Origin of the sequence: Lacipirellula sp. (genome assembly GCF_965279485.1) — a bacterium.
In the GTDB taxonomy this organism is placed as follows: domain Bacteria; phylum Planctomycetota; class Planctomycetia; order Pirellulales; family Lacipirellulaceae; genus Lacipirellula.
Genome location: NZ_CBDIIC010000001.1, coordinates 487,769 through 508,492 on the forward strand (window position 1 = coordinate 487,769; position 20,724 = coordinate 508,492).

Consider the following 20,724-nt stretch of genomic DNA (forward strand, 5'->3'; position numbering starts at 1 on the left):
GATGGATCAGAACGCAAGCCGTTTGCATAAAAAATTAGGCCGCTGGAGCCGAGCATGGCTCCAGCGGCCTTTCTCTTACCTTGAAGCGATGCCTCACCGCCAGTTGAGGATCTTAAAAATCCCCTCGCGGTTGGAGATGCGCTCCGGCAGCCGCAGCAACTTCTCACGGTAGACGCTCAGCGCGATGCCGGTGGCGAAGACCAAGCCGCCGCCCACCGCAAGGTAGACGCCCACGGCAACTTGCGGCCGGTAAGCAAGCGTCGTCACGAGCACCACGAGGTAAATGGCGAGCGCTCCGCCGCCGAAGAGCGTTGTCGCGCGAATCTGCCAGCTGACGCCGGTCACCGCCATGATAATGGTGAACGTCAGCAGCGCGAGTTCGTCGTACAGCGACGGCCCGTCGCCCGCCCAACGGTGGTACAGGACGGCGACCAGGAGCGTGCCCGCAACGAGTACGCTGCCGAGCGTGAGACCGATGCTCACGGAGTCGTCATGCTGCGTGTCGGTGTCGCGGAAGAGCGCCCAATGGCTCGCGGCGAGCATGATTGCTCCGGCGACGACGGCGAAGATTTCAAACTTCTGCCAACCGTTCAAGTCGATGAGGATGTTAAGACGTAGGAAGCCCACCGCCGCTAGGGCGACCGCCGCGGTGGCGTACAAACGCCTCCAGGGACTTGGCGGCGCCACAAAGCTGGCCGCCCCAGCTGCGATGGCGGTCACGAAGATCGAGACGATGTCGATCACCTGCGCGTCGCGTGCGGCGAGACCGGCGAGACCCTGCATCAACGCCGCGAGCGACGCGACGGTGAGGATGCCATGGCCGCACTGTAGCAATGCGAGACCACGACCACGGAGCACTGTCGTTGAACGATAGCGCTCGCGGTAGACGGTCACCGGCTGCAGCCCCAACGAGCGTGCGCCGACGAGGCAAGCCAGACCGAGCCCTGCATAGAGCATCGTGTAGTAGCTGGCGTCGATGCCGTAGTAGCCCATGAACTGCCAAATGGCGCCGCACGCTGCGGCCGCGGCGAGGTAGGTGTTCCAGCTCCGGCGTTTGAAGAACCCGGCAAGCAAATAGAAGATCGCCGCTTCGCTGAACACCAGCCCGTAGAGCAAGCTGGTGCGCTCGCCCAGTAGCGGTCGGAACGCGGTCGGATCCTTAATCGTCGCGATGAATCCGGCGGCGAGAATGACGCCCGTTGCCGCTTGAGCGACATAGTACAGCGGCCGTTCGGCGCTGTGGCCGCGCCAGAGTCGGGCCCCCAGCAGGTAGGCGAGCGGAATGAGCATCAGCCACGGGGCCTGATCGCTCCAATCGGTGAGCCCGCGATCACGCAGCTGCCCCGCTGCCGCCACCAGCACGCACGCCGCACTCAGGAAGAAGTAGAGCTGTGAGGTGCGGGCGTCGCTGCGGCGATAAAGCGCCGCCGAAATCCGATTGCAGACCGCGGCAATGAGCATCGCCACGACAAACGCAAAACCGGTGTTGTAGCCCCAGTCCATCGCGTTGAAGGCGCCGCTCGTGGCGCGGATGTGCAAGATCAGCCCCGCCGCGACCGGTAGCAGGCTGAGCGCCATCCCCACCGGCGGAACGATGCGGGCCAGTTTGAGATCGTCGTTCGCGAAGCGGCTCCAACCAAGGTTCACCGCGAGCGCTGTCGCCGACATGACGGCGAGAATCCACTCCATGGGAACATGGAAGCCGACGAGCAGCGTCAACTCGGCCATCACCAACGAAAAACCGGCCAGCCAGAGGTAGAGGCCAATTTTGCGAACAATCAGGTCGGAGTAGAGGTAAGCGTAGACGGCCGCGAGCCACAGCCCGCCGGCGAGCAAATGGTTCGTCGTCAGCAAGTTACCAGTCCATTCGATGTCGAACAGATCTTGCGCCGGCGTCAGGAGCCAACTGAGGAGTTGCGAGGCGAGCAGAATCAACAGCGACGTGCCAATCTGCACGTGCCCCGACCAGAACAGCGGCAGCCCGAATCGGCGGCGCGGGAACTGAGCTTCGTCGGCAGGCGAGAAGGCCCGCTCGCTGTGAACCGAAATCAGGCCGAGGGCCATCAAGAACATCGCCAGCATGGGGGCGTCAGTGATCTTGCCCATGTCGGCCAGCAGAAGCAGCGTTGTCAACGTGACGCCGACTTCCACCGCATACATGAAGAGCGGATCGCGCAGCACATAGACCGTCGCTGCATAGAGCAAGCAGCACACAACGCCGCCGACCCACAGATGGCCGTCGACGGTTAGCAACCCTTGGGCGTGATAGAACCACAAGTTGAGCGGAGCGACGACGCAGCCGAGGAAGGTGAGCGCCTGGCCCGCAACCTTGAACCGCGTGCGAAGCGCGACGAACCAACCGGCGCCGAGAATTGCGAGGGTGCCGACGCCGAGCACGACGGCCAGTACGTGAGGATCTTTGAAGACGCCGAGGCTGACGAGCCAAACGATGAGTCCGAGGACGCAGAGCCCGCCGCCGATCATCAGCATCCACTGGATGCTGCGGGGATCGAGGAGCGCCTCGAACATCCGCGCGGCGACCGACTTCGGCGGTTTGGGAGGAGCCCCTGCCCCGCCGGCAGTTCCGCTGGACGCGCCAACACTCGACTCGCTCGGCGGGTCGAGGAACTCAGTGATCTCGATCGCTTCGATATCGGGAGCCGCCGCACTGGCGGCAGCGGGCGGCGGGGACGACGGCGAAGCTGGACCGGCATTCGGGCTGCGCGCGCTGGGATCAGCAGGGATCTGCAGAGTACGCCCGCAGGTCGGGCATTCAGCCCGCGCACCGGCGAAGTCGTCGCGCGCAAGAAGATGACGGCCGCAAACGCAGCGAATCGGAATCGACATTTCGAGAGCTCCAGCGAGACGGATTGTTCAACAGACCGACGGCGCAGGTTGCTCTAAATGCGCGTGTGCGAAAGTCTACTTTAGAGATGGGACGTGGGGGATATCAGTTAGAGGTTTTCTCGGGGTGCGGGGCGTTGTGGAGACGCCGATTGGGACGGTTTTTCGCCGTATCGGCCAGTGTGGAGTGGCTGGGATGCGGCGACCAACGAGTGGGGTGGTTGTAGGCGATTCGCTGCAGCCGCTGGTTTATTGCCGATGCCTTGGAAGTACTGCAGATTTTTGAACCGCCAAGGACGCCAAGAGCGCCAAGGAATGCGGGGATATTGAAACCGCCGATGGACGCAGATCAACGCAGATATTTCTTATTAGCGTTCATCTGCGTCCATCGGCGGTTCCTAGATTCTTCTGTATTCCCTCGGCGCTCTTGGCGTCCTTGGCGGTTAATCTTTTTGAATTGCACAACTCGCTCAAACAGAACTCCGAGCGGTTTGCGACTCGCCCGCGACTCCGCTACGATACCGGCCGCTTCTCATCCCCTTCGTTCGGAACTTGATCGCCATGCGTGCCATAATCATCGGCGCCGGCCGGGGCAGCCGGTTGATGCCGACCACTGCCGACGCTCCCAAGTGCTTCGCCGAGGTCGGTGGCATGCGCATTATCGACTGGGCCATCGAGGCTTTTCGACAGAACGGCGTTACCGACGTCGCGTACATTGGCGGCTACCAAATCGAAAAGCTCCGCGCGGCGTATCCCGAGTTCGACTTCCGCCACAATCACGCTTGGGAGCAAAACAACATTCTCGCCTCGCTCTTCTTCGCCGAAGACCTCATGGACGAGCCGTTCATTTGCAGCTATTCCGACATTTTGTATCGCCCTTCGGTGATCGAGGGCCTGCTCGCCAGCCGCGACGACATGACGCTGTCGATCGACACCAAGTGGCTCAACCGCTACGGCGAACGGACCGAACATCCGTCGGACGATGCGGAAAAGGCGACGGTCGCGGGCGGATTGGTCACGCGAGTCGATCGCAAGATCCCTGAGGGCGAAGCGTACGGCGAGTTCACCGGCGTGGCGAAATTCACGGCCGAGGGGGCGCGGCGATTGACGCAGCACTATCATGAGGCGCGCGAGCAATATGCTACGGGCGAGTTCCGCGACGGCCGCACGTTCGAGAAGGCATATCTCATTCAGCTGTTTCAGTTGATGGTCGAAGCGGGCGAGCGGTTCGGCCACACCGATACGCCGGGCGGGTATATCGAGATCGATACGCAGCAAGATTTTGACTTCGCCCGCCGCAATTGGGCGAGCGGCGGGGTCTAGCATTTCTGGAGCAAGCCATGGGCGGATCTGTGTTATTCCCCACGTCGGTCGTCGGTTCGATGCCGCGGCCCGACTATGTGAAGGATCTCATCTCGGACGATTTCACCGGCTCGCCGGGCGACTATCACCGTTGGATGGAAGGGGCCATTCGGTCGGTCGTCGCGCTGCAAGAATGCGCGGGCCTCGACGTGGTGACCGACGGCGAATGGTGGCGGAAGTCTTACATTGGCGTCATTGCCGAATTGGCCCACGGCTTCGAGCTGAGCCGCAATCCGGCCGACGGCCGGCCATGGACGATCGTGGTCGACAAGCTGTCGCCGAAGAATCCAGGTTTCATCGCCCGCGAAGCAGAGTTTCTCAGCTCGATCACCAAGCGGCAGATCAAAGCGACGCTCCCCGCGCCCGCGCTGCTCGGCGAACGGATGTGGGACGCCAAGCTTTCCGCGAAGGCGTACCCGACGCGCGAATCGTTCGTCGAAGCGTGCGTACCGATCTTACGGCGCGAACTCGAGCTGCTGCAGAAGCAAGGAGCGTCGGTGGTGCAAATCGACGATCCCCATTTGTGCCTGTTCGTCGATCCCGAAGTGCGGCGGCAGTACGAAAATCCTGACCGCGCTGCTGACTTCGCCGTCGAGATGACCAACCAAGTCGTATCGGGCGTGAAGGATGTTCATCTTGCGGTGCATTTATGCCGCCGCGCTGGCGCTCGTGGTCGCGGTGAACTGCAACACAGCGGCGGCTACGACGCGATCATCCCGCAGCTCAATCGACTGCAAGTGCAGCATCTCACGATGGAGTTCACCGCGCCCGGCGCCGGCGACATGGCCGTATTTGGGAAGTTGCGCGAGGACTTCGAGATCGGCCTGGGATGCGTGAGCTGCCAGCCAGGCTGCATCGACTCGGCTGATGCGATCTTCGATCGCGTCGAGCTGGCGCTGAAGCATTTGGCGCCTGAGCGGATCACGCTCAACCCCGACTGCGGCTTTGCGCCCGGCTCGGCGGCGGTGGTGAGCATTGACGAGGTTTACACGAAGCTAAAGAACCAAGTCGCCGCGGCCCGGCGGCTCCGCGAGAAGTATGCGTAGAGCGATGTACAAAGCGTGCCCCTCGCCATAAAGCCGCGGGCGGCGCCCGCGGGTAGCACGCACAATCCGCTCGCAAAAAAGCAGGCCGCGGAAGTCGCCTCCCGCGGCCTGATCTTGAACTTAGTTCGTTAACACTACGCGACGACAAGCGTCACGTTTAATCTTCGAGTGCAAACTCCTCAACGTCTTCTTCAACCTGCTGCACAGCGGCAAACTCAGCGGTCGAGGTACGGCCCTTCGCGTCGTACTTCTTATCTAGCGACTTGCTGAGCGTCCGCAGCAGCTTTTCAGCGGCCGCGTGAATCGCGGCGTCGACGCTTGGCGCCGTGGCCGTCACGGCAATCGGCTGCAAGTGGGAGAGTCTCGCTTCCATCGCACAACGCTTGTCGTGATTGCCTCCCTTGTGACCATTCTCGTCACCAATGTGCACTTCGACGCGAGTGACGCGGTTCCCAAATCGACTCAACGCAGCCGACACGACGTCCTCTACATGGCTGGTCAATCCAGCGCTGCCGTTGACGTGGTTGTCGGTGTGAACTTGAACTTGCACGTTGCGTTCTCCTCTACCAGGACCACCGGGAGCTCGGCCGTCGGAAAAGACTGACAAGGCGGCCGAGAACTCACCAAGTAATTATAGCTCGTCGCGGCTATCGGTCCCGGCGAGTCGTTCCGTTTGAAACAGTTGTTCCAAACGCCAGTCGATCTCCTCGCCGTCAAAAGGCGACGACTTTTCCGGCCGTAGCGAGGAAGAGACGTCGCCCGGGCCGGACGCACCGGCGACAAGCGACTCTCGGGCGAGCAAATCCCATGCCTGGGCGGCTTCGCTTTTCCACAATGCGGCAGGCGCGCCCGCCGGGAAAACCGTGGACTCTCGCCCGGCGACGTGGAACGCCGCAGAACGGCCGGCGGGGGTGGTTCTTGATAGAGAATCGAGGAACCAAGTCAGGCGACCCTGCTCCGCCCGCGGGCTTGGTCTCTGGGCAACCACTGACCAAGAATTGGCCTCGTCTGGACTCGCTGCGATTGTTGCGGCAAGAGGCGCCACGATAGGCAACGAAGCGTCGTGGACATCTTGCGTGACCAATGACGCCGGAGCTGTGGCTGCCGCGAGCGCAGGAACTGCCGGACCGTAGTTTCCCTTCCACACGTCGAGGTCGCCGCTCCCCACGCGACCGCTTTGATCGCCATCGGCTCCGGCGCCGTAGGGATTCGCGGCGGCGCCGAGATTACGCTGCCAGAGAAGGAAGTCGGCGCCATCGACGACGCCGTCGCGATTGAAGTCGCCGGCGAGCGGGGCTGCCTCGACGAATGTCGCCGACCAGAGTTCGATGCCGTACGCGACGGTTCTCAGCGGCAGAACCAGATGGTCGCCAACGACGATCGGCGGCGGCGCTGACGGGGAGAGGGTGACGCCGCCCACTGCCGTCACGAAGATCGTTTCCGCAGCAGTGCCGTCAGTCCGCCAAAATTCCACTTCATTCGAGGAGCTACCAACGGTGAACCAAGTATCGTCGCCAACCTGCCTCAAACCGCCGACTGAGACGACCGTCCCAGCTTTAGCGACAATCGGGGTTACCAGCGTCGTTCCGGCGAGGGTTCCGTCGCTCCGCCAGAGTTGCCGCTGCGAAGAACTGTCGCGGGCCGTGAAGAGGAGAACTCCGTTGGCGTTCGTGAAGCTCGCCAAGTTCGAACTGGTCGCTCCCGGCGAGATGTCAGCGAGTCTGAACGTCCCACCCGCCGAGCCGTCGGTGCGCCACAATTCGTTGCCTGTTCCATCGGCTCCGGTTCCCACGAAGTAGAGCAATCCACTCGCTTCCTGAAATCCAGGACCTTCGAACTCGCCTAACACCGAGAAGGACGAACTGCTGCTGAGTTTCACCGTGCCGGCCGCCGTGCCGTCAGTCCGCCATAGATCCCGCGTCAACTGCCCTGTCGCAAAGTAAAGGAAGTCTCCCGCGACAGTGAAGTTCGTAGGATAGCTTCCTGCGATTCCAGGAACGATATCCGCTAGCAGCACGGTCCCCTCGACCGTGCCGTCGGATTTCCACAACTCCGGCCCGCTAACGCCGTCGTTCGTTTTGAAGTAAAGCTCTCCGTCGAATGCGATCATCCGACTCGCGCTCGGCGAGACGAAACCTGGCGAAATAAGTTTAACGATCGAAGTCCCTTCAATCGTTCCATCCGTACGCCAGAGTTCCCAACCGACGTTGTAAACGTACGACTGGAAATAGAGGACGTCGTCCACTACGGTTGGCCATGACAGGCCGGAAGCAAGCGGCTTTACTTGCCAAGTGCCGGCCTCTGTTCCGTCGCTCCGCCACAGGCTTCTGGTCGTGCCGTCTTGAGCGGAGAAATAAAAAAGCCCGTTCATGGCGGCAAACTGGCCGACGCCGGATCCTAAGACGCCCGGATTAATGTCGCGAACGATGTATGTTCCCGCAACTGTGCCGTCGCTGCGCCAAAGCTCCCAGCCATGCTCTACGTCTGTCGCGGCGAAGTATGTGATCCCGCCAACCGTCTGTTGTAACCAGGTGCTAATCGCGTGGTCTGTGCCTGAATCAGCGGCGGAGATCGGCAGCGTACCAGCCGAAGTCCCGTCGGACGCCATCAGCCGGGGCGATTGCCCACTGCCGGGGTACGGCGTATAGACAAAGTAGACGCGGTCGCCCGCCGCGATCATCCAAGTCTCGATTTCACCGGACGGCACGGTAGGCTGGACAACGTCTACTAACTGCCGCACCGGCACGGTCCCTGTAGACGTACCATCGGTTTTCCACAGTCGGTTATGGAAATCGCCGAGGAAGTAGAGCTCGCCTCCCATCACCGCAGCCCACGGCGTGCCGGCATCGAGATCGCGCGGCAGGTCGAGGTAAGGGCCGCCGTCGGCAATCGAGCGGACGAGATTCGTTCCCGCCGTCGTCCCATCCGTTTTCCACAGCCCAAAACCGCCGTAATCTCTTGCAGTGAAATAGAGTGAGCCCGCCCAGTTGTAGAACATGTCGGGGGCGCCGCTGAATTGATCGGCGTCAAAGCCCTTCACAAACTGAGTGCCTGCGGCAGTACCGTCGCTCTTCCAGAGTTCGGAACCCTCAATGCCGTCGTTGCCGCGGAAGAAAAGCGTGCCTTTGACCTCGATCAGTTCGCGGAAGAAACCGTTGCCCGCGCCTGGGTTGAGATCGACGACCATCGTCGTGCCGGCGACGGTGCCGTCTGTCCGCCACAACTCGTGACCATGCGCGCCGTCGTTGGCGCTGAAGTACAGCAGATCTTCGACGGCCGTGAGTTGGACTGGATTACTGCCGAGCGTTCCAGGGCGGATGTCCGCGACCGCAGCGGTGCCGGCCGCTGTGCCGTCGCTGCGCCGTCGCTGCGCCGTCGCTGCGCCATAGCTCTACGCCGCCTGTACCATTGGCGACGAAGTAGATCTCACTCCCCACGGCGGTGATGCTGCGGGTAACTTTCGTATAAGAGTCGCCAACTCCGATCGTACCAAGACTGTTCCCGATGTTGGTCACGGCGGTCGTGCCAGCGGTCGTGCCGTCGCTCTTCCAGAGCTGGATCGGCCGCGACGGCGTTGTCGAGCCGTCGGAGACGACAAAATAAAGGACGCCGTTCGCGTTGGTAAGCGACGTGGGAGAGCCGCCGGTAACCCCTGCGATGGTATCCTTCACGAGGGCCGTTCCCGCGGCCGTCCCGTCGCTCTTCCAAAGTTCAAAGCCGCTCGCGCCGTCGTTGGCAGTGAAGTAGAGCGAGCCATTGAACTCGACGGCACGCGCCAAGTTTAATATGCCGTCAGAAGAAGCTGAGAACGTCTTCAGCAATAAGGCTTCGTGCGTCGTCGGATCGATCTTCCAGAGCGATTCGCGGTCGCTAAACGAAATGCGTTCGGTCGTGAAGAAGACCGTCTCGCCAACCTTGGTAAGACTCGTCGGCTTCCCGATTTGGAGGGGGAGTCCGGCAGTGTTGATGTCTTCAATGAGGCCGAAGTCGATCGCCAGCATGCGGCGGTCTTCGAGGGACTCGACCGCCAAGCGACGTCGCGAATGCTGAGGGATGCTACGAATAGCGCGCAGACCACGACGGCGACGCCCGGAACTTTCGTTCGGTGTGTTCTCTGCCACGAGATTGCCTCTTCAGTTGCCCGACATGCGTTGAGCCCCGATCAACGCCTCGGAAAACAATTAGCAGACAAGCGACGCCGCTGTTCCTGGCCGTTTCCCGTGCCACGACGTCGTTAGAGTTGCTGGTATAGCCACGCTGCTGGCCCGGCAACTCCCTGAGTATACAAACATCCGGAAATGAGGCTACACGATTCCTGGAAATTCCTGCGTTACGCCCCCAGCTGCCGCTACGGCCTAAAGTCGGCTAAAATCGCCAGAAGCTCGGCGATCGTGTTACAGACTTCCGCGCCGTCCGACCACGCACCCATCCCCAAAGGACAAATACCATGCCCGCACGCTCCGCCACCGCCGTTTGGAACGGCGATATTATGTCCGGCAACGGGACGATGAAACTCGGCACCGGCGCCTGGGAGGGCCCTTACTCGTTCAAGTCTCGCTTTGAGGATGGCAAGGGAACCAACCCAGAAGAGCTGATCGCCGCCGCTCACGCCGGCTGCTTCTCGATGGCCCTCAGCGGCGCCCTCACGAAGGCAGGCCACCCGCCGGAGAAAATTGAAACATCCGCAGATGTTGCCCTGGTGAAGGATGGCGAAGGCTTCAAGATCCCTAGCATCAAGTTGAAGACCGCCGTAAAGGTGGCGGGGCTTGATGACGCGAAGTTCCAGGCGATCGCCAAGGCGGCAAAAGAGAACTGTCCAGTGTCGAAGGTCCTTGCTGCGGCGGAGATCACGCTCGACGCGAAGCTAGTGAGCTAACGCCCGCGATTGTGCAGATTGATAAGAGCGAGGGCGAAGCATGGAGCTTCGCCCTCGCTCTTTTTTTGATTGTTGCGCATTCCTAGCCCCGGGCTCCGCCCGGGGGTCGGCATCTATCCCGGTTCGCATCGTCGCTCGCAACGTGCTGGTGAGCGATGGCGGACATCCGAGCCCGGCGGTGGCCGAAAATCGTAACGGACATCCTCAATCCAATTTGCTAACGTGGAGGCATCCCAGGAGATGTTGCGCGCTAACCCGGTCTTTGACAACCCATCGTTCGCTCGCCGCCGACCCGGGCGGGAACCATCGTGAGGCGCGAACTCCGTGTCGCCAATCGCCTTTAATGTCGCCTCGCGACATCACGCGACGAGCGACAATTGCCGCAAGCTACTCCGTGCGAACAACTTAGAGCGATGCTTTATTGTCGCCTAAAATCGCATTCACCCCACGCGACGACGCGACACTACTCGCCCGCCTTGGCGCCTGGCAGCACATTGCGTTTCTTCAACGGCTGGCCCGGCTTGAGCAACTTCGCCGGGCGGGCGTCTTTGTACGACGCCAGTACGTCTTGCAACTGCTTAACGACTTTCCGCTGCTGGTCGCTTAGCTTCGACTGATCGAGCGGCTCACGCTCCTCGTAGGGATCGACGCCCAAGTCGAACAGCCGCCCATCGCGGTAAAGCTTGTACTCCTTCGTCATCGCAAACTCGCGTTTGTTGTTCTCCCCGCCGTCGGAGGAAAACCATGAGTACCGCCACTCGCGCGGCTTGCCAGCTTCGCCCAACGCCTGCGGCCAGAAGCTTTGGCCGTCGAGCTTCAGCGATGCAGGAATGGAAACTCCCGCGGCCGCGCAGAGCGTCGGGAAGAAGTCGACCGCTGAAATCATGTCGTCGTTCACCTTGTCCGCCGGCACGTGGCCTGGCCAGTTGACGATGAGCGGCACATGCATGCCGCGCGCGGTGCTCGTTCCCTTGCCGCCCTTGTACGACTTCCCTTTGAACTGCGAAGTCATCCAGGGACCGGTGCCGTTGTCGCCGAGGAAGATGATGATCGTCTCGTCCCGAATGCCAAGTTCGTCAACGTGAGCGACGATCTTGCCGACTTCCTTATCCATGTACGCGACCATCTCAGCGAAGTGCCGCGGGGCTTGGTCTTCGCGTTCGGCCTTGGCGTGCGGGTTGTAGTCGGGACTGTCGGGCGTCGGCACGTAGGGATCGTGCGTCAACAGCATCGGGTAGTAGAGTAGAAACGGCTGGTCCTTGTGCTGCGTGATAAAATCACGCGCGAACTCGTTGATGAGATCAGGTCCGTACTCGCCATTGGTGAAATCGCGTTCCTCATTGTTGTATTCGAGCCCGGGGTTCGCGTATCGCAGCGGCCGCCGCGTTTGCTGCCACAGGCACGATTCGTCGAAGCCAAAATGCTGCGGTAAACCAAGCTTCCGGCCCAGCTGCCACTTGCCGGTGATCGCGGTGGCGTAGCCCGCTTGCTTGAACAACTGCGAGAACGTCTTCGCTTCAGGATCGAGCACGCCGAATTCGATGTAGTTGCGAACATTCGACAGCCCCGTCATCAGCTCGACGCGCGTCGGCGTGCAAACCGGCTGGACGTAGCAATCGTCGAACCGCATCCCTGCCTTCGCGAGGCGATCGATATTGGGCGTTTGGTACGATTCGCCGCCGTTCGCCGTGATCGTCTCGTAGCCGAGATCATCGGCCATGATGAGAATGATGTTCGGCGGGCGGTCCGCGCTTTGCACCGCAGAGGGGAGCACGAGCAGCAAGACCAAGGCCATGACGAATCCGGAATACCGATGCATCGCGAAACCTACCCCGTTCAAATCTGTTAAAGTAAACGGAGCGTTGCCGCCATTTCGCGCTGCTCCAGCGCTTTGATCGTACTCACAACCAGTCTCGTTTGGGAGTCACCGCCGCCCTCCACGGCTGATTCGAAATTGCCATGAAACAACTCGTCGCGACATCTCGCTGCTTGGCCATCATCACCGCTGCGCTGGCAGTCACATTTGCTTGCAGCTCCGCAGATTTGCAGGCCGCCGATGCCAAGCGCCCGAACGTGCTGCTGATCTGCATCGACGATCTCAAACCATACCTCGGCTGCTACGGCGATCCGCATGCCGTGACGCCGAACATCGATCGTCTTGCGTCGCAAGGCGTCCGCTTCGATGCGGCGTACTGCAATCAGGCGGTGTGCGCTCCGTCGCGGAATTCGCTGCTCACCGGTCTCCGACCGCAGACGCTTGGCATCTACGATCTGCAGACTAACTTCCGCCAAGGAAAGCCCGACGCAGTGACTTTGCCGCAAGCGTTCAAAAACGCTGGTTACCGCACAGAGAACCTCGGCAAAATTTTTCACGTCGGCCACGGCAATTTTGATGACAAAGCTTCGTGGAGCGTGCCGCACTTTCGCGGAAAGGGCGATTACGCGCTGGCGGAGAATCGAAATCCCGAAGGGACGCGCGAAGAAGCTCGCTTTACGAATGTGCCTGAGCTGAAGGCTGGCAAACTTCCGCGCGGCGCCGCTTATGAGTCGGCCGACGTGGAAGACGAAGTCTACGCCGACGGCCAGGTCGCTGCAGAGGCAGTGAAGCGCCTCGCCGCCGCTGCCGAGAAGCCGGACGAGCCGTTCTTCCTCGCTGTCGGCTTTGTGAAGCCTCACCTTCCCTTCTGCGCTCCGACTAAGTATTGGGACCTGTACGATCCGGCCAAGTTTGAGCTGGCGAAACTTCGCGAAGCTCCCGAAGGAGCGCCCGAATTCGCGCCGACCAAGTGGCAAGAGCTTCGCCAGTACAAGTATGCTCCCGAGAGCGGCCCGGTCGACGACGAACTCCAGCGCAAACTCATCCACGGCTACTGCGCTGCGACGAGCTATACCGACGCTCAGATCGGCAAGGTACTCGACGCGCTCAAAGCCAACGGCCTCGACAAGAACACGATCATCGTCCTCTGGGGCGACCACGGCTGGCACCTCGGCGATCACGGGATGTGGTGCAAGCACACGAACTACCAGCAGGCGGCCCGCATTCCGTACATCATCGACCTGCCCAGCGGCGTGCGCGCGGGCGAGGTTTCGGAGGAACTCGTCGAGACGGTCGACATCTACCCAACGCTGTGCGAACTCGCCGGCATCGAGCTGCCGTACGAGCTCGACGGCTCCAGTCTGGCGCCGGTTCTCAACGACGCAGCGGCCCACACCGATGGCGTCGCGTTCCATGTCTTCCCGCGCGGCAAGTTGCTCGGCCGCGCCGTGCGGACTGATCGTTATCGGCTCGTCGAGTGGAAGACGCCGGGCGCCCCGGCTGAAGAGGCGATCTTCGAACTGTACGACTTCCAGGCTGATCCTGAGGAATCGAAAAACCTCGCGGCCGAGCAGCCGGAAGTCGTCGCCCAGCTTCGCGAGATTTTAGCGAAGCAGCCCGAGGCGAAGCCGCAAGTCGTTGCGAAGAAGGGCCAAGGCAAGGGGCAGGCGAAGGCGAAAGGCAAGAACAAGAAGAACAAGCGGCCCGCCGCGGCTCAGTCGTAAGCGAGCGACTCCCCCTCGCTCAAAGGGAGGGATTTGGAGGAGGGCTCGCTTCGCAAGATGGTTTCACGCCACCGCGGCGCAACCAGCTTCGCCAATCCACGAATCCCCATTCCCCTCTTGGCCTCCGCGTCAGATCAAACTAGCTTATCGGGGCGGCGCTGCTCGACAGCGCCGCCCCGATTTTGCTTTATCTGTCGATCCTGGAGACGCCAGCATGAACGCCCGCGACGCCATCAAAATCTCCATCGATTGCGGCGCCTTGGTCGCCCTCTCCTACCTCGAAGATCTCACCGACGCCGAGATGCTCCACCGCCCTGCCCCGGGCGCCAATCATATCAACTGGCAAGTCGGCCATCTCATTTGGTCCGACCACCATCACCTCGAGATGAGCGCGCCGAAGTTCTTGAAGCCGCTGCCCGAGGGGTTCACGTCGATCTACAACGCCGAGACGGCAAGTGTCGACGATCCCGCGAAGCTGCTCACGAAGGCTGAACTGCTCGCCGCCCGCGAGGTTCAGCAGCAAGCGACCATCGAGGCCCTCTTCCAGCAAAGCGACGCCGATCTAGACCGCGAGACGGGCGTCTTCTGGGCGCCGACCGTCGCGGCCCTCTTCTCGATGGCCGGCAGCCACTGGCTGATGCACTCGGGCCAGTGGGTGATCGTGCGGCGTCAACTCGGTCGTCCGCCGTTGTTTTAGCGATACTGCGAGAAGCCGAAGAATCAGAGATTGCACACAGGGTTGGCGTCCGCTTCTACTCACTGAACGAGCCCATGCTTCACGAGCCACACGACCACCACGAGCCGACGCATATCCCGATGCAAGATCACAACAGCGATGACAAGCTGCATGATCACTTGCTGAATATCATCTCGGTCTCGGCCGGCATGCTGGGCGTTTGCCTCACGGCCATCGGGCTGATCGGCGTCATCAAAGCGACGGCCGAAATCGAAACGCTGTGCGACGAGGTTCTCGCCGCCACGTCGTTCGTTTACCTTGGCGCCGCGATCATCTCGTTCATCGCCCTGCGGACGCCGCTGCGGAAACGGGCGATTGGCATGACGCTAGTCGTCGACGTGCTGTTCTGCGTCGGCCTCATTCTGACTGCGGTGGCGTGCGGGTTCTTGGTGATGATCGTGCTGTAGCCCAGCAGCCATCGTCCGTATTTCTAGCCCCTGGCTCCGCCAGGGGGGCGCGTCACGTACGGCGATGCCTCACGAACTGCATGCCGACCGCCGGGCGGAGCCCGGGGCTAAAGATACGACGATCAGTCGACCTTTTTGAACACGCCCTGTCCGTCGAGATTCAGATTCTCGACGGACACGCGCTCCGCTTTCCCTTCCGGACCGATCGTGAACATCACACCCGCCGTCCCCGCGGCCGACTCCCCGGTCGGTTCGTAGGTGAACAGATCACGATCCCAGTGCCGTAGCTTGAATTCATTCAGCTGTGGGCCTGATCGCAACACGAGGCCTCCCTGCTTTTCGGCGATCTCGATGATGCCGTACAGATCGTTCTGGTACTTGCCCGCGTAGGATTTCAGGTTGAGAGGCGCCCCACGGTCGGAGGGAGGATGGCTGTAGTCGGCCAACTGATCTTTATCCTCCTGCGTCATTTGCTCGAACTTCTGGTTAGCCAGCGTCATCCAATCGCGCTGCAACTCGCCGTCGAGCACATAGTCGAAGAAGCTCTGCGAGATTCCTTCCGGCACACCGGTGGGAGCGCCGTTCGAGAGGATAGTGATGCCAAGTTCCTCGATCGGAATGAGCGCCACTTGCGAACGAACCCCGAGCGAAAATTCTCCCGAGTGGTTGAGCGTGATGAGGCCGCCCCGTTCGGCGTTGACGTTCCAACCGAGGCCATAGGCGCCAATCCGCCCCTCTGCCGGGGTGTACCCAGTGACGAATTGCGGCGTGTGCGTTTCCTCAATCGCATCGGCCTCGATCAATTGCGTTCCGCTAAGTTTCCCCTCAGCTAGGTGGAGCCGCATCCATTGGGCGAGATCCTTGATATTCGAACTGGCGCCGCCGGCGGGGGCCTGCGCATCGGGTTGCCGGATGTACTTTGTCGTCCACTTGCCGTCGACGAGTACGTGATTCTTCGCTCGGTTCTTCGCTTTCTCGTAGTCGGCAAACTGATAGCTGGTCGACGCCATCCCGAGCGGCTTGAACAGCTTTTCGACGGCGAGGTCATTCCACGACTTGTCGACGGCCTTTGCCGCGGCGTAACCCGCTTCGCTGAAGCCGAAATTGGTATACGCGTACCCTGCGCGAAAGCTACTGCTCGGTGGTTGATACCGCAACCGATGCAGAATCTCGTCCTTCGAAAAGCCCATGTCTTCGAGCAAATCGCCCGCATGAGCAGGCAGCCCGCTGCGATGGCAGAGCATGTCGCGGAGTCGCACCTCGTGCGTCACGTAAGGATCGAACATGACGAAGCCGGGGTCGTGATCAATGATGCGATCGTCCCAGTCGACCTCTTTCTGGCCAACCATCCGCGCTAACACGGTGGACGTGAGCGGTTTCGACATCGACGCGATCTGAAAGACGGTGTCGGCGTCGACCAGTTCTGGCTTGCCCGCTTCGCGGACGCCGAAACCCTTGGAGTAGATGACTTCGTCCTGGTGGACGACGGTGATCGCGATGCCGGGCGCCCCGTTCGCTTTGATCGTGTCCTGGGCGAGCTTTTCGATCTTGGCGATCGCTTCGTTGATCCGCTCCCGTGATATTTTCCCCTTCGCTGCATCCTCTGCACGCAAGCCGTCCCCAGCTAAGCCGAGCGACAGCGTGAACGCCGAAACCATGATCGCGAGATACCGCATACAAACTCCATTTCAGCGTGTCGGAAGTGCGAAGGCCGCCTTTCCTGTATCCTAGCTGACATCACGGCACTCGTCAGGGCCTCACGTCATCGACTCACAGTGACGCGGCGCTGGCCGAGCGAATGATGATTGCACGATCACACCCATCATGCTCCGGCTATATATCATGCATCGATTTCGAACACTCACTTACGTTTTGCTCGTCGTTGCTGTCGCTCCGTTCTACGCGACTGCGGCGGAGCGCCCGAACATCGTCATCCTCTACGCCGATGACATGGGTTACGGCGACTTGGCTGTCCAAAATCCCGCAGCCAAAGTCCTAACGCCCAATCTCGACGCTTTGGCTCGACAGAGCTTACGATTTACCGATGCTCACAGTTCGGCAAGCATCTGCTCGCCAAGTCGGTACGCGCTACTAACCGGACGCTACCACTGGCGAAGCTTCCACGGCATCGTCGATTCGTTTGGGCCGTCGGCGTTCAACGGCGAGGCGACGTTGCCCGAGGTCCTGCGCAGCGCCGGCTACCGCACGGCTTGCATCGGAAAGTGGCACCTCGGTTGGAATTGGAATGCGATCAAACGGCCAGGAGCCGTTCCGTCGCGCGAAGCTGGTTACGCGCCGGATGCCTTCGATTGGTCGCGTCCAATCCCCGGCGGGCCGCTGGATCACGGGTTCGACGAATATTTCGGCGACGACGTTCCAAACTTTCCGCCGTATGCGTGGTTCGAGAACGATCGCATCGTGACGCCGCCGTCGGTTCCGCGCACCACGCCCGGCAAGCCGGCCGAGGGCGGCTGGGAATGCCGTCCCGGCCCCATGGTCGAGGGCTGGGATTTCGCGGCGGTGATGCCGACGCTGACGAAGCGGGCGGTCGACTGGATCGGCCGGCAAAAAGGCAAGGCCGAACCATTCTTTCTGTACTTCCCGTTCACCTCGCCGCACGCACCGATGTTGCCGACTTCCGAGTACGCGGGCAAGTCACAAGTCGGCGGCTACGGCGACTACCTCCTGCAAACCGACGCCACCGTCGGCGCCGTGCTGGCAGCGCTGAAAGCCAACGGTCTCGACGAGAGCACGATCGTGATCTTCAGTTCGGACAACGGCCCTGAGAGCTACGCCTATCCGCGGCTGCGAAAGCTTGAGCACCGCAGCACCGGGCCATGGCGCGGACTCAAACGCGACCTCTACGAAGGCGGCCATCGCGTGCCGCTGCTCGTTCGCTGGCCCGGCGTCGTCAAGCCGGGCATGAGCGATGCGCTAGTGAGCCAAATCGACCTGTTCGCAACCCTCGCCGCCGCCGGCGACGCGCCGATTCCGGCCGGGGCCGCTCCTGACAGTCACAACCTCTTGCCGCTGTGGGAGGGGACTGGGCCGAGCCCGCGACACACGATCGTTCACGCCGCTCCCAACGAGCGTTACGCGATCCGCGACGGAGATTGGGTCTACATCGACGCGCCGACAGGCAATGTGACGAAGGCGCCGGGCTGGTTCAACAAATCGCAAGGATACGAAGCTCACCAGTCGCCCGGCGAGTTGTTCGACTTGAAGGCCGATCCCGCGCAGCAGAGCAACCTGTTCGAGACTCATCCCGAACAGGTTGCCAAGTTAAAAGCAAAGCTCGCTGAAGCGCGCCGCTAGGCGGCCGTTTACGTTGCAATCTGCGAACCTCGTAAGCAGGTTACGCCTTCTGCAACTTCACGGCAGTGCCGTAGGCGAGGACTTCCGTCACGCCTTCCGCGAAGCCCGACGCGTCGTATCGCATGCCGATGACGCCGTCGGCGCCGACGCTCGCGGCGTGCTGCTCCATCCGCACATAGGCTTCCTCGCGACCCGCCTCGCAGATTTGGGCGTACGACTCGATGTTGCCGCCGACGATCTGCTTCAAACCGCCCATGATCCCTTGCGTGATGCTTGGCGAACGGACGACGACGCCACGGATGACGCCGAGGTAATCGGTGATTTCGTAACCGCTGATTTGGTTGCCGGTGGTGACGATCATCATGTTTGGTTCCTGGAAAGTTGATTCGCTTGGAATCGTTTTTTAGTTCATTCGACGGCGCGATTCGCCGCCGGCAAAGTTCGGAGTCAAGCGAAACGCATTAGCAGCACGAGCGACCCGATGGCGAGCGCGATCCCCGCCAACTCGGTCGCGTTGAGCGTTTCTCGGTAGACGATAGCTCCGATCGCGGAGAGCAGTAGGATCATCGACACTGAATAAACGACGCCAACGGTCGCCAGCTTGAGGTGCTTCATCACGAACACCCAGCCGAACGCCGTCGAGGCGTAGACGATGAAGCCGACGTAGAACCACCCCGAGCGCAGCGAATGCTCCGCAAGGCTGGCCCGCTTCAGAAAGTAATCGCCAATGACGCCGACGACGCTGAAACCGATCGTCACGAGGATGGCGAGAGTCTGCTTATCCATGGCTACCAAGCGTAGCTCATGATTCGCGTCGCAGGGCCTGCTCAGAGCAACCGCTACATTCGCGATAACTACGCCGACCGCAACTCGGGCGCGAGCTCCGTGCCGCCAATTACTGGTCGCGGAACCCGAGTCGCTCGTCAACGACGTAGAGGGGGCGGCGCTTGATCTCGCGGTAAATGCGCCCCACATATTCGCCGATGATCCCCAGGCAAGCCAGCGTCACGGCGCCCAAGAAAAAGACCCCGACGAACAACAGTGCGAAGCCTGGCGACCAGTTGTCAGTCAGCAGCCAGCGGCAGATCACGTAGAGCGTGCCGATCGTCGCCATCAACGCGGCGACGAGCCCGAATCCCATCGCAATCCGTAGGGGCATGAGCGAGAACGAGATCACGCCGTCGAGCGCGAACAGCAGCATCTTGCGCAGCGGGTACTTGCTCTCCCCTGCGGCGCGCTCGGCGCGCGAGTACGCGAGCGCAAATTGCTTGAAGCCGACCCAACTCACCATGCCCCGCACGAAACGATCGCGTTCCGGCATGCGCTGCAGCACCTCGACGACGCGGCGGTCCATCAACCGGAAGTCGCCGGTATCGAGCGGAATCGCCACGTCGGAAATGACGTTGATCAAGCGATAAAACGCTTTGGCCGTGAGCAACTTGAACGCCGACTCGCCAGCACGTTGGGTGCGCACTCCGTAGACGACTTGGTAACCTTCTCGCCATTTAGCGATCATTTCTGGAACAAGCTCAGGCGGGTCTTGCAAGTCCGAGTCGATCAGCACGACCGCGTCGCCTGCGGCGGCGTCAATGCCGGCGCTCACAGCCACCTGGTGCCCGAAGTTGCGCGAGAAAGAGAGGACTCGCACCCGCTCGTCCGACTTTTGCAGCGACCGCAGAATTTCCAAAGTCCGGTCGCGGCTGCCATCGTTGACGTAGATGATCTCGCCATCAAGGTCGAGCGACGCCAACAGCTGCAGCAACCGCGCATGAGTCGTCTCAATAACCTCCTGCTCGTTGTAGCAGGGGACGACGATCGAAAGCAGGCGTCGCGACGGGGCGTCGTCAAAGGCGTCTGGCATGGCAAGCGCGACGCCCGGGCTTCCAGCTATGGAAGTGGTGCGTGCTCAAAGGTTCTGGCGGGCCGTGAACGGTTGAGCGCCCTGCGAGAGAACGCTCAGGCTGGCATGCGATCGGCGGGGCATCACAATACGACGCCATGGTAAGCTAGGCAAACGCACAAGTCACGCAAGTTCCGCTCGCTTCGCCCATATTTCTGTACCGACTCATACGAGCCCACAACCAGAGCTGCGGCCAGCAGCTTCTAGATCACCGCTGCACATTCAAGCGCACGGCTAATCGCCTGCACCAAATTCGAATACGTGCCGCTCGCAACGCCATTGAGGACTAGCGGCGCGGAATAATCCAGCACGAGTCGTGGCGATCCATTCCGATGTGCGGATAGTAGTCGCGGGCCTTCGGCGCGGCGAGCAAGATAAGCGCCGTTTCGAGCCCGGCCGCCTCATGCGTGCGGCGGATGAGTTCGCGGCCGATTCCTTGCCGCTGGTAGGCTTCATCAACGGCGAGATCGGAGAGGTACGTGGCGTAACCATAGTCGGTCAGCGCACGAGAGACGCCCACCAATCTGCCGGCGGCATTGCGTGCCGTCACAATGAGATCGGCATGTTCCAGCATCCGCGCAATCAGCTCGGGATGCTCCACAGGCCGGCGCTCGGCGAGCGTCGAACGCCGGAGCACGTCGACGAACTCATCGGCCGTGAGTTGTGGTTCAAGCTGGTACGCGATTTCGTCCATGGCG

General features: G+C 61.4%; 17 protein-coding genes. 7 read left to right on the plus strand and 10 right to left on the minus strand.

Annotated elements, in window-relative coordinates; genetic code table 11:
- Nucleotides 1-93: 93 nt before the first annotated feature.
- Nucleotides 94-2,847 carry a hypothetical protein gene (locus ACQY7R_RS02095; protein WP_428303948.1) on the minus strand — a complete coding sequence of 918 codons (2,754 nt, stop codon included), beginning with the start codon at nt 2,845-2,847 and terminating at the stop codon, nt 94-96.
- Between the two features lie 558 nt (nt 2,848-3,405).
- Here ACQY7R_RS02095 and ACQY7R_RS02100 point away from each other — a divergent pair.
- Both ACQY7R_RS02100 and ACQY7R_RS02105 read left to right on the plus strand, forming a co-directional pair.
- The gene (locus tag ACQY7R_RS02100) at nt 3,406-4,167 is read left to right on the plus strand and encodes an NTP transferase domain-containing protein (protein WP_428303949.1); all 762 of its coding nucleotides are present in this window, start codon (nt 3,406-3,408) and stop codon (nt 4,165-4,167) included.
- 17 nt (nt 4,168-4,184) lie between these two features.
- The gene (locus ACQY7R_RS02105) at nt 4,185-5,252 is read left to right on the plus strand and encodes a hypothetical protein (RefSeq protein ID WP_428303950.1); all 1,068 of its coding nucleotides are present in this window, start codon (nt 4,185-4,187) and stop codon (nt 5,250-5,252) included.
- A 157-nt stretch (nt 5,253-5,409) separates the two neighbouring features.
- Here the strand turns inward: ACQY7R_RS02105 and ACQY7R_RS02110 are convergent, their stop codons facing one another.
- The 3 genes from ACQY7R_RS02110 to ACQY7R_RS02120 all read right to left on the minus strand — a co-directional run bounded on the left by ACQY7R_RS02110 (nt 5,410) and on the right by ACQY7R_RS02120 (nt 9,283).
- Nucleotides 5,410-5,802, minus strand: coding sequence for an HPF/RaiA family ribosome-associated protein (locus tag ACQY7R_RS02110; RefSeq protein ID WP_428303951.1), 393 nt, complete (start codon nt 5,800-5,802; stop codon nt 5,410-5,412).
- A gap of 81 nt (nt 5,803-5,883) precedes the next feature.
- Complete coding sequence (locus ACQY7R_RS02115) at nt 5,884-8,571, minus strand: ELWxxDGT repeat protein (RefSeq protein WP_428304975.1); 2,688 nt, start codon at nt 8,569-8,571, stop codon at nt 5,884-5,886.
- Nucleotides 8,546-9,283: an ELWxxDGT repeat protein gene (locus tag ACQY7R_RS02120; RefSeq protein ID WP_428303952.1), complete on the minus strand. Its 738-nt coding sequence runs from the start codon at nt 9,281-9,283 to the stop codon at nt 8,546-8,548. The genes ACQY7R_RS02115 and ACQY7R_RS02120 overlap by 26 nt, the downstream gene beginning before the upstream one ends.
- A gap of 416 nt (nt 9,284-9,699) precedes the next feature.
- Here ACQY7R_RS02120 and ACQY7R_RS02125 point away from each other — a divergent pair, with 416 nt between their 5' ends.
- Entirely contained in the window at nt 9,700-10,128 is a 429-nt protein-coding gene (locus ACQY7R_RS02125) for an OsmC family protein (protein WP_428303953.1), read from the plus strand.
- 463 nt (nt 10,129-10,591) lie between these two features.
- Here the strand turns inward: ACQY7R_RS02125 and ACQY7R_RS02130 are convergent, their stop codons facing one another.
- Nucleotides 10,592-11,923, minus strand: a complete 1,332-nt coding sequence (locus ACQY7R_RS02130) for a sulfatase-like hydrolase/transferase (RefSeq protein WP_428303954.1) — start codon at nt 11,921-11,923, stop codon at nt 10,592-10,594.
- A 164-nt stretch (nt 11,924-12,087) separates the two neighbouring features.
- Here ACQY7R_RS02130 and ACQY7R_RS02135 point away from each other — a divergent pair, with 164 nt between their 5' ends.
- The 3 genes from ACQY7R_RS02135 (at nt 12,088) to ACQY7R_RS02145 (ending at nt 14,811) form a co-directional block, all read left to right on the plus strand.
- On the plus strand, nt 12,088-13,668 hold the full coding sequence (locus tag ACQY7R_RS02135) for a sulfatase (protein WP_428303955.1): 1,581 nt from the start codon (nt 12,088-12,090) through the stop codon (nt 13,666-13,668).
- A 214-nt stretch (nt 13,669-13,882) separates the two neighbouring features.
- A complete protein-coding gene (locus tag ACQY7R_RS02140) occupies nt 13,883-14,365 on the plus strand; it encodes a DinB family protein (protein WP_428303956.1) in 483 nt (160 codons plus the stop codon).
- Between the two features lie 74 nt (nt 14,366-14,439).
- Entirely contained in the window at nt 14,440-14,811 is a 372-nt protein-coding gene (locus ACQY7R_RS02145; RefSeq protein WP_428303957.1) for a hypothetical protein, read from the plus strand.
- Nucleotides 14,812-14,933: 122 nt separating this feature from the next.
- Here the strand turns inward: ACQY7R_RS02145 and ACQY7R_RS02150 are convergent, their stop codons facing one another.
- Entirely contained in the window at nt 14,934-16,487 is a 1,554-nt protein-coding gene (locus ACQY7R_RS02150) for a serine hydrolase (RefSeq protein ID WP_428303958.1), read from the minus strand.
- A gap of 166 nt (nt 16,488-16,653) precedes the next feature.
- Between ACQY7R_RS02150 and ACQY7R_RS02155 the strand changes: the two genes are divergently transcribed.
- Entirely contained in the window at nt 16,654-18,126 is a 1,473-nt protein-coding gene (locus ACQY7R_RS02155) for a sulfatase family protein (RefSeq protein ID WP_428303959.1), read from the plus strand.
- A 40-nt stretch (nt 18,127-18,166) separates the two neighbouring features.
- Here ACQY7R_RS02155 and ACQY7R_RS02160 read toward each other — a convergent pair whose 3' ends face one another.
- The 4 genes from ACQY7R_RS02160 to ACQY7R_RS02175 form a co-directional block, all read right to left on the minus strand.
- Nucleotides 18,167-18,490, minus strand: a complete 324-nt coding sequence (locus ACQY7R_RS02160; RefSeq protein ID WP_428303960.1) for a YbjQ family protein — start codon at nt 18,488-18,490, stop codon at nt 18,167-18,169.
- An 83-nt stretch (nt 18,491-18,573) separates the two neighbouring features.
- The gene (locus ACQY7R_RS02165) at nt 18,574-18,912 is read right to left on the minus strand and encodes a hypothetical protein (RefSeq protein ID WP_428303961.1); all 339 of its coding nucleotides are present in this window, start codon (nt 18,910-18,912) and stop codon (nt 18,574-18,576) included.
- Between the two features lie 109 nt (nt 18,913-19,021).
- Complete coding sequence (locus ACQY7R_RS02170; protein WP_428303962.1) at nt 19,022-19,987, minus strand: glycosyltransferase family 2 protein; 966 nt, start codon at nt 19,985-19,987, stop codon at nt 19,022-19,024.
- Between the two features lie 325 nt (nt 19,988-20,312).
- Nucleotides 20,313-20,720, minus strand: coding sequence for a GNAT family N-acetyltransferase (locus ACQY7R_RS02175; RefSeq protein WP_428303963.1), 408 nt, complete (start codon nt 20,718-20,720; stop codon nt 20,313-20,315).
- Nucleotides 20,721-20,724: the final 4 nt, after the last annotated feature.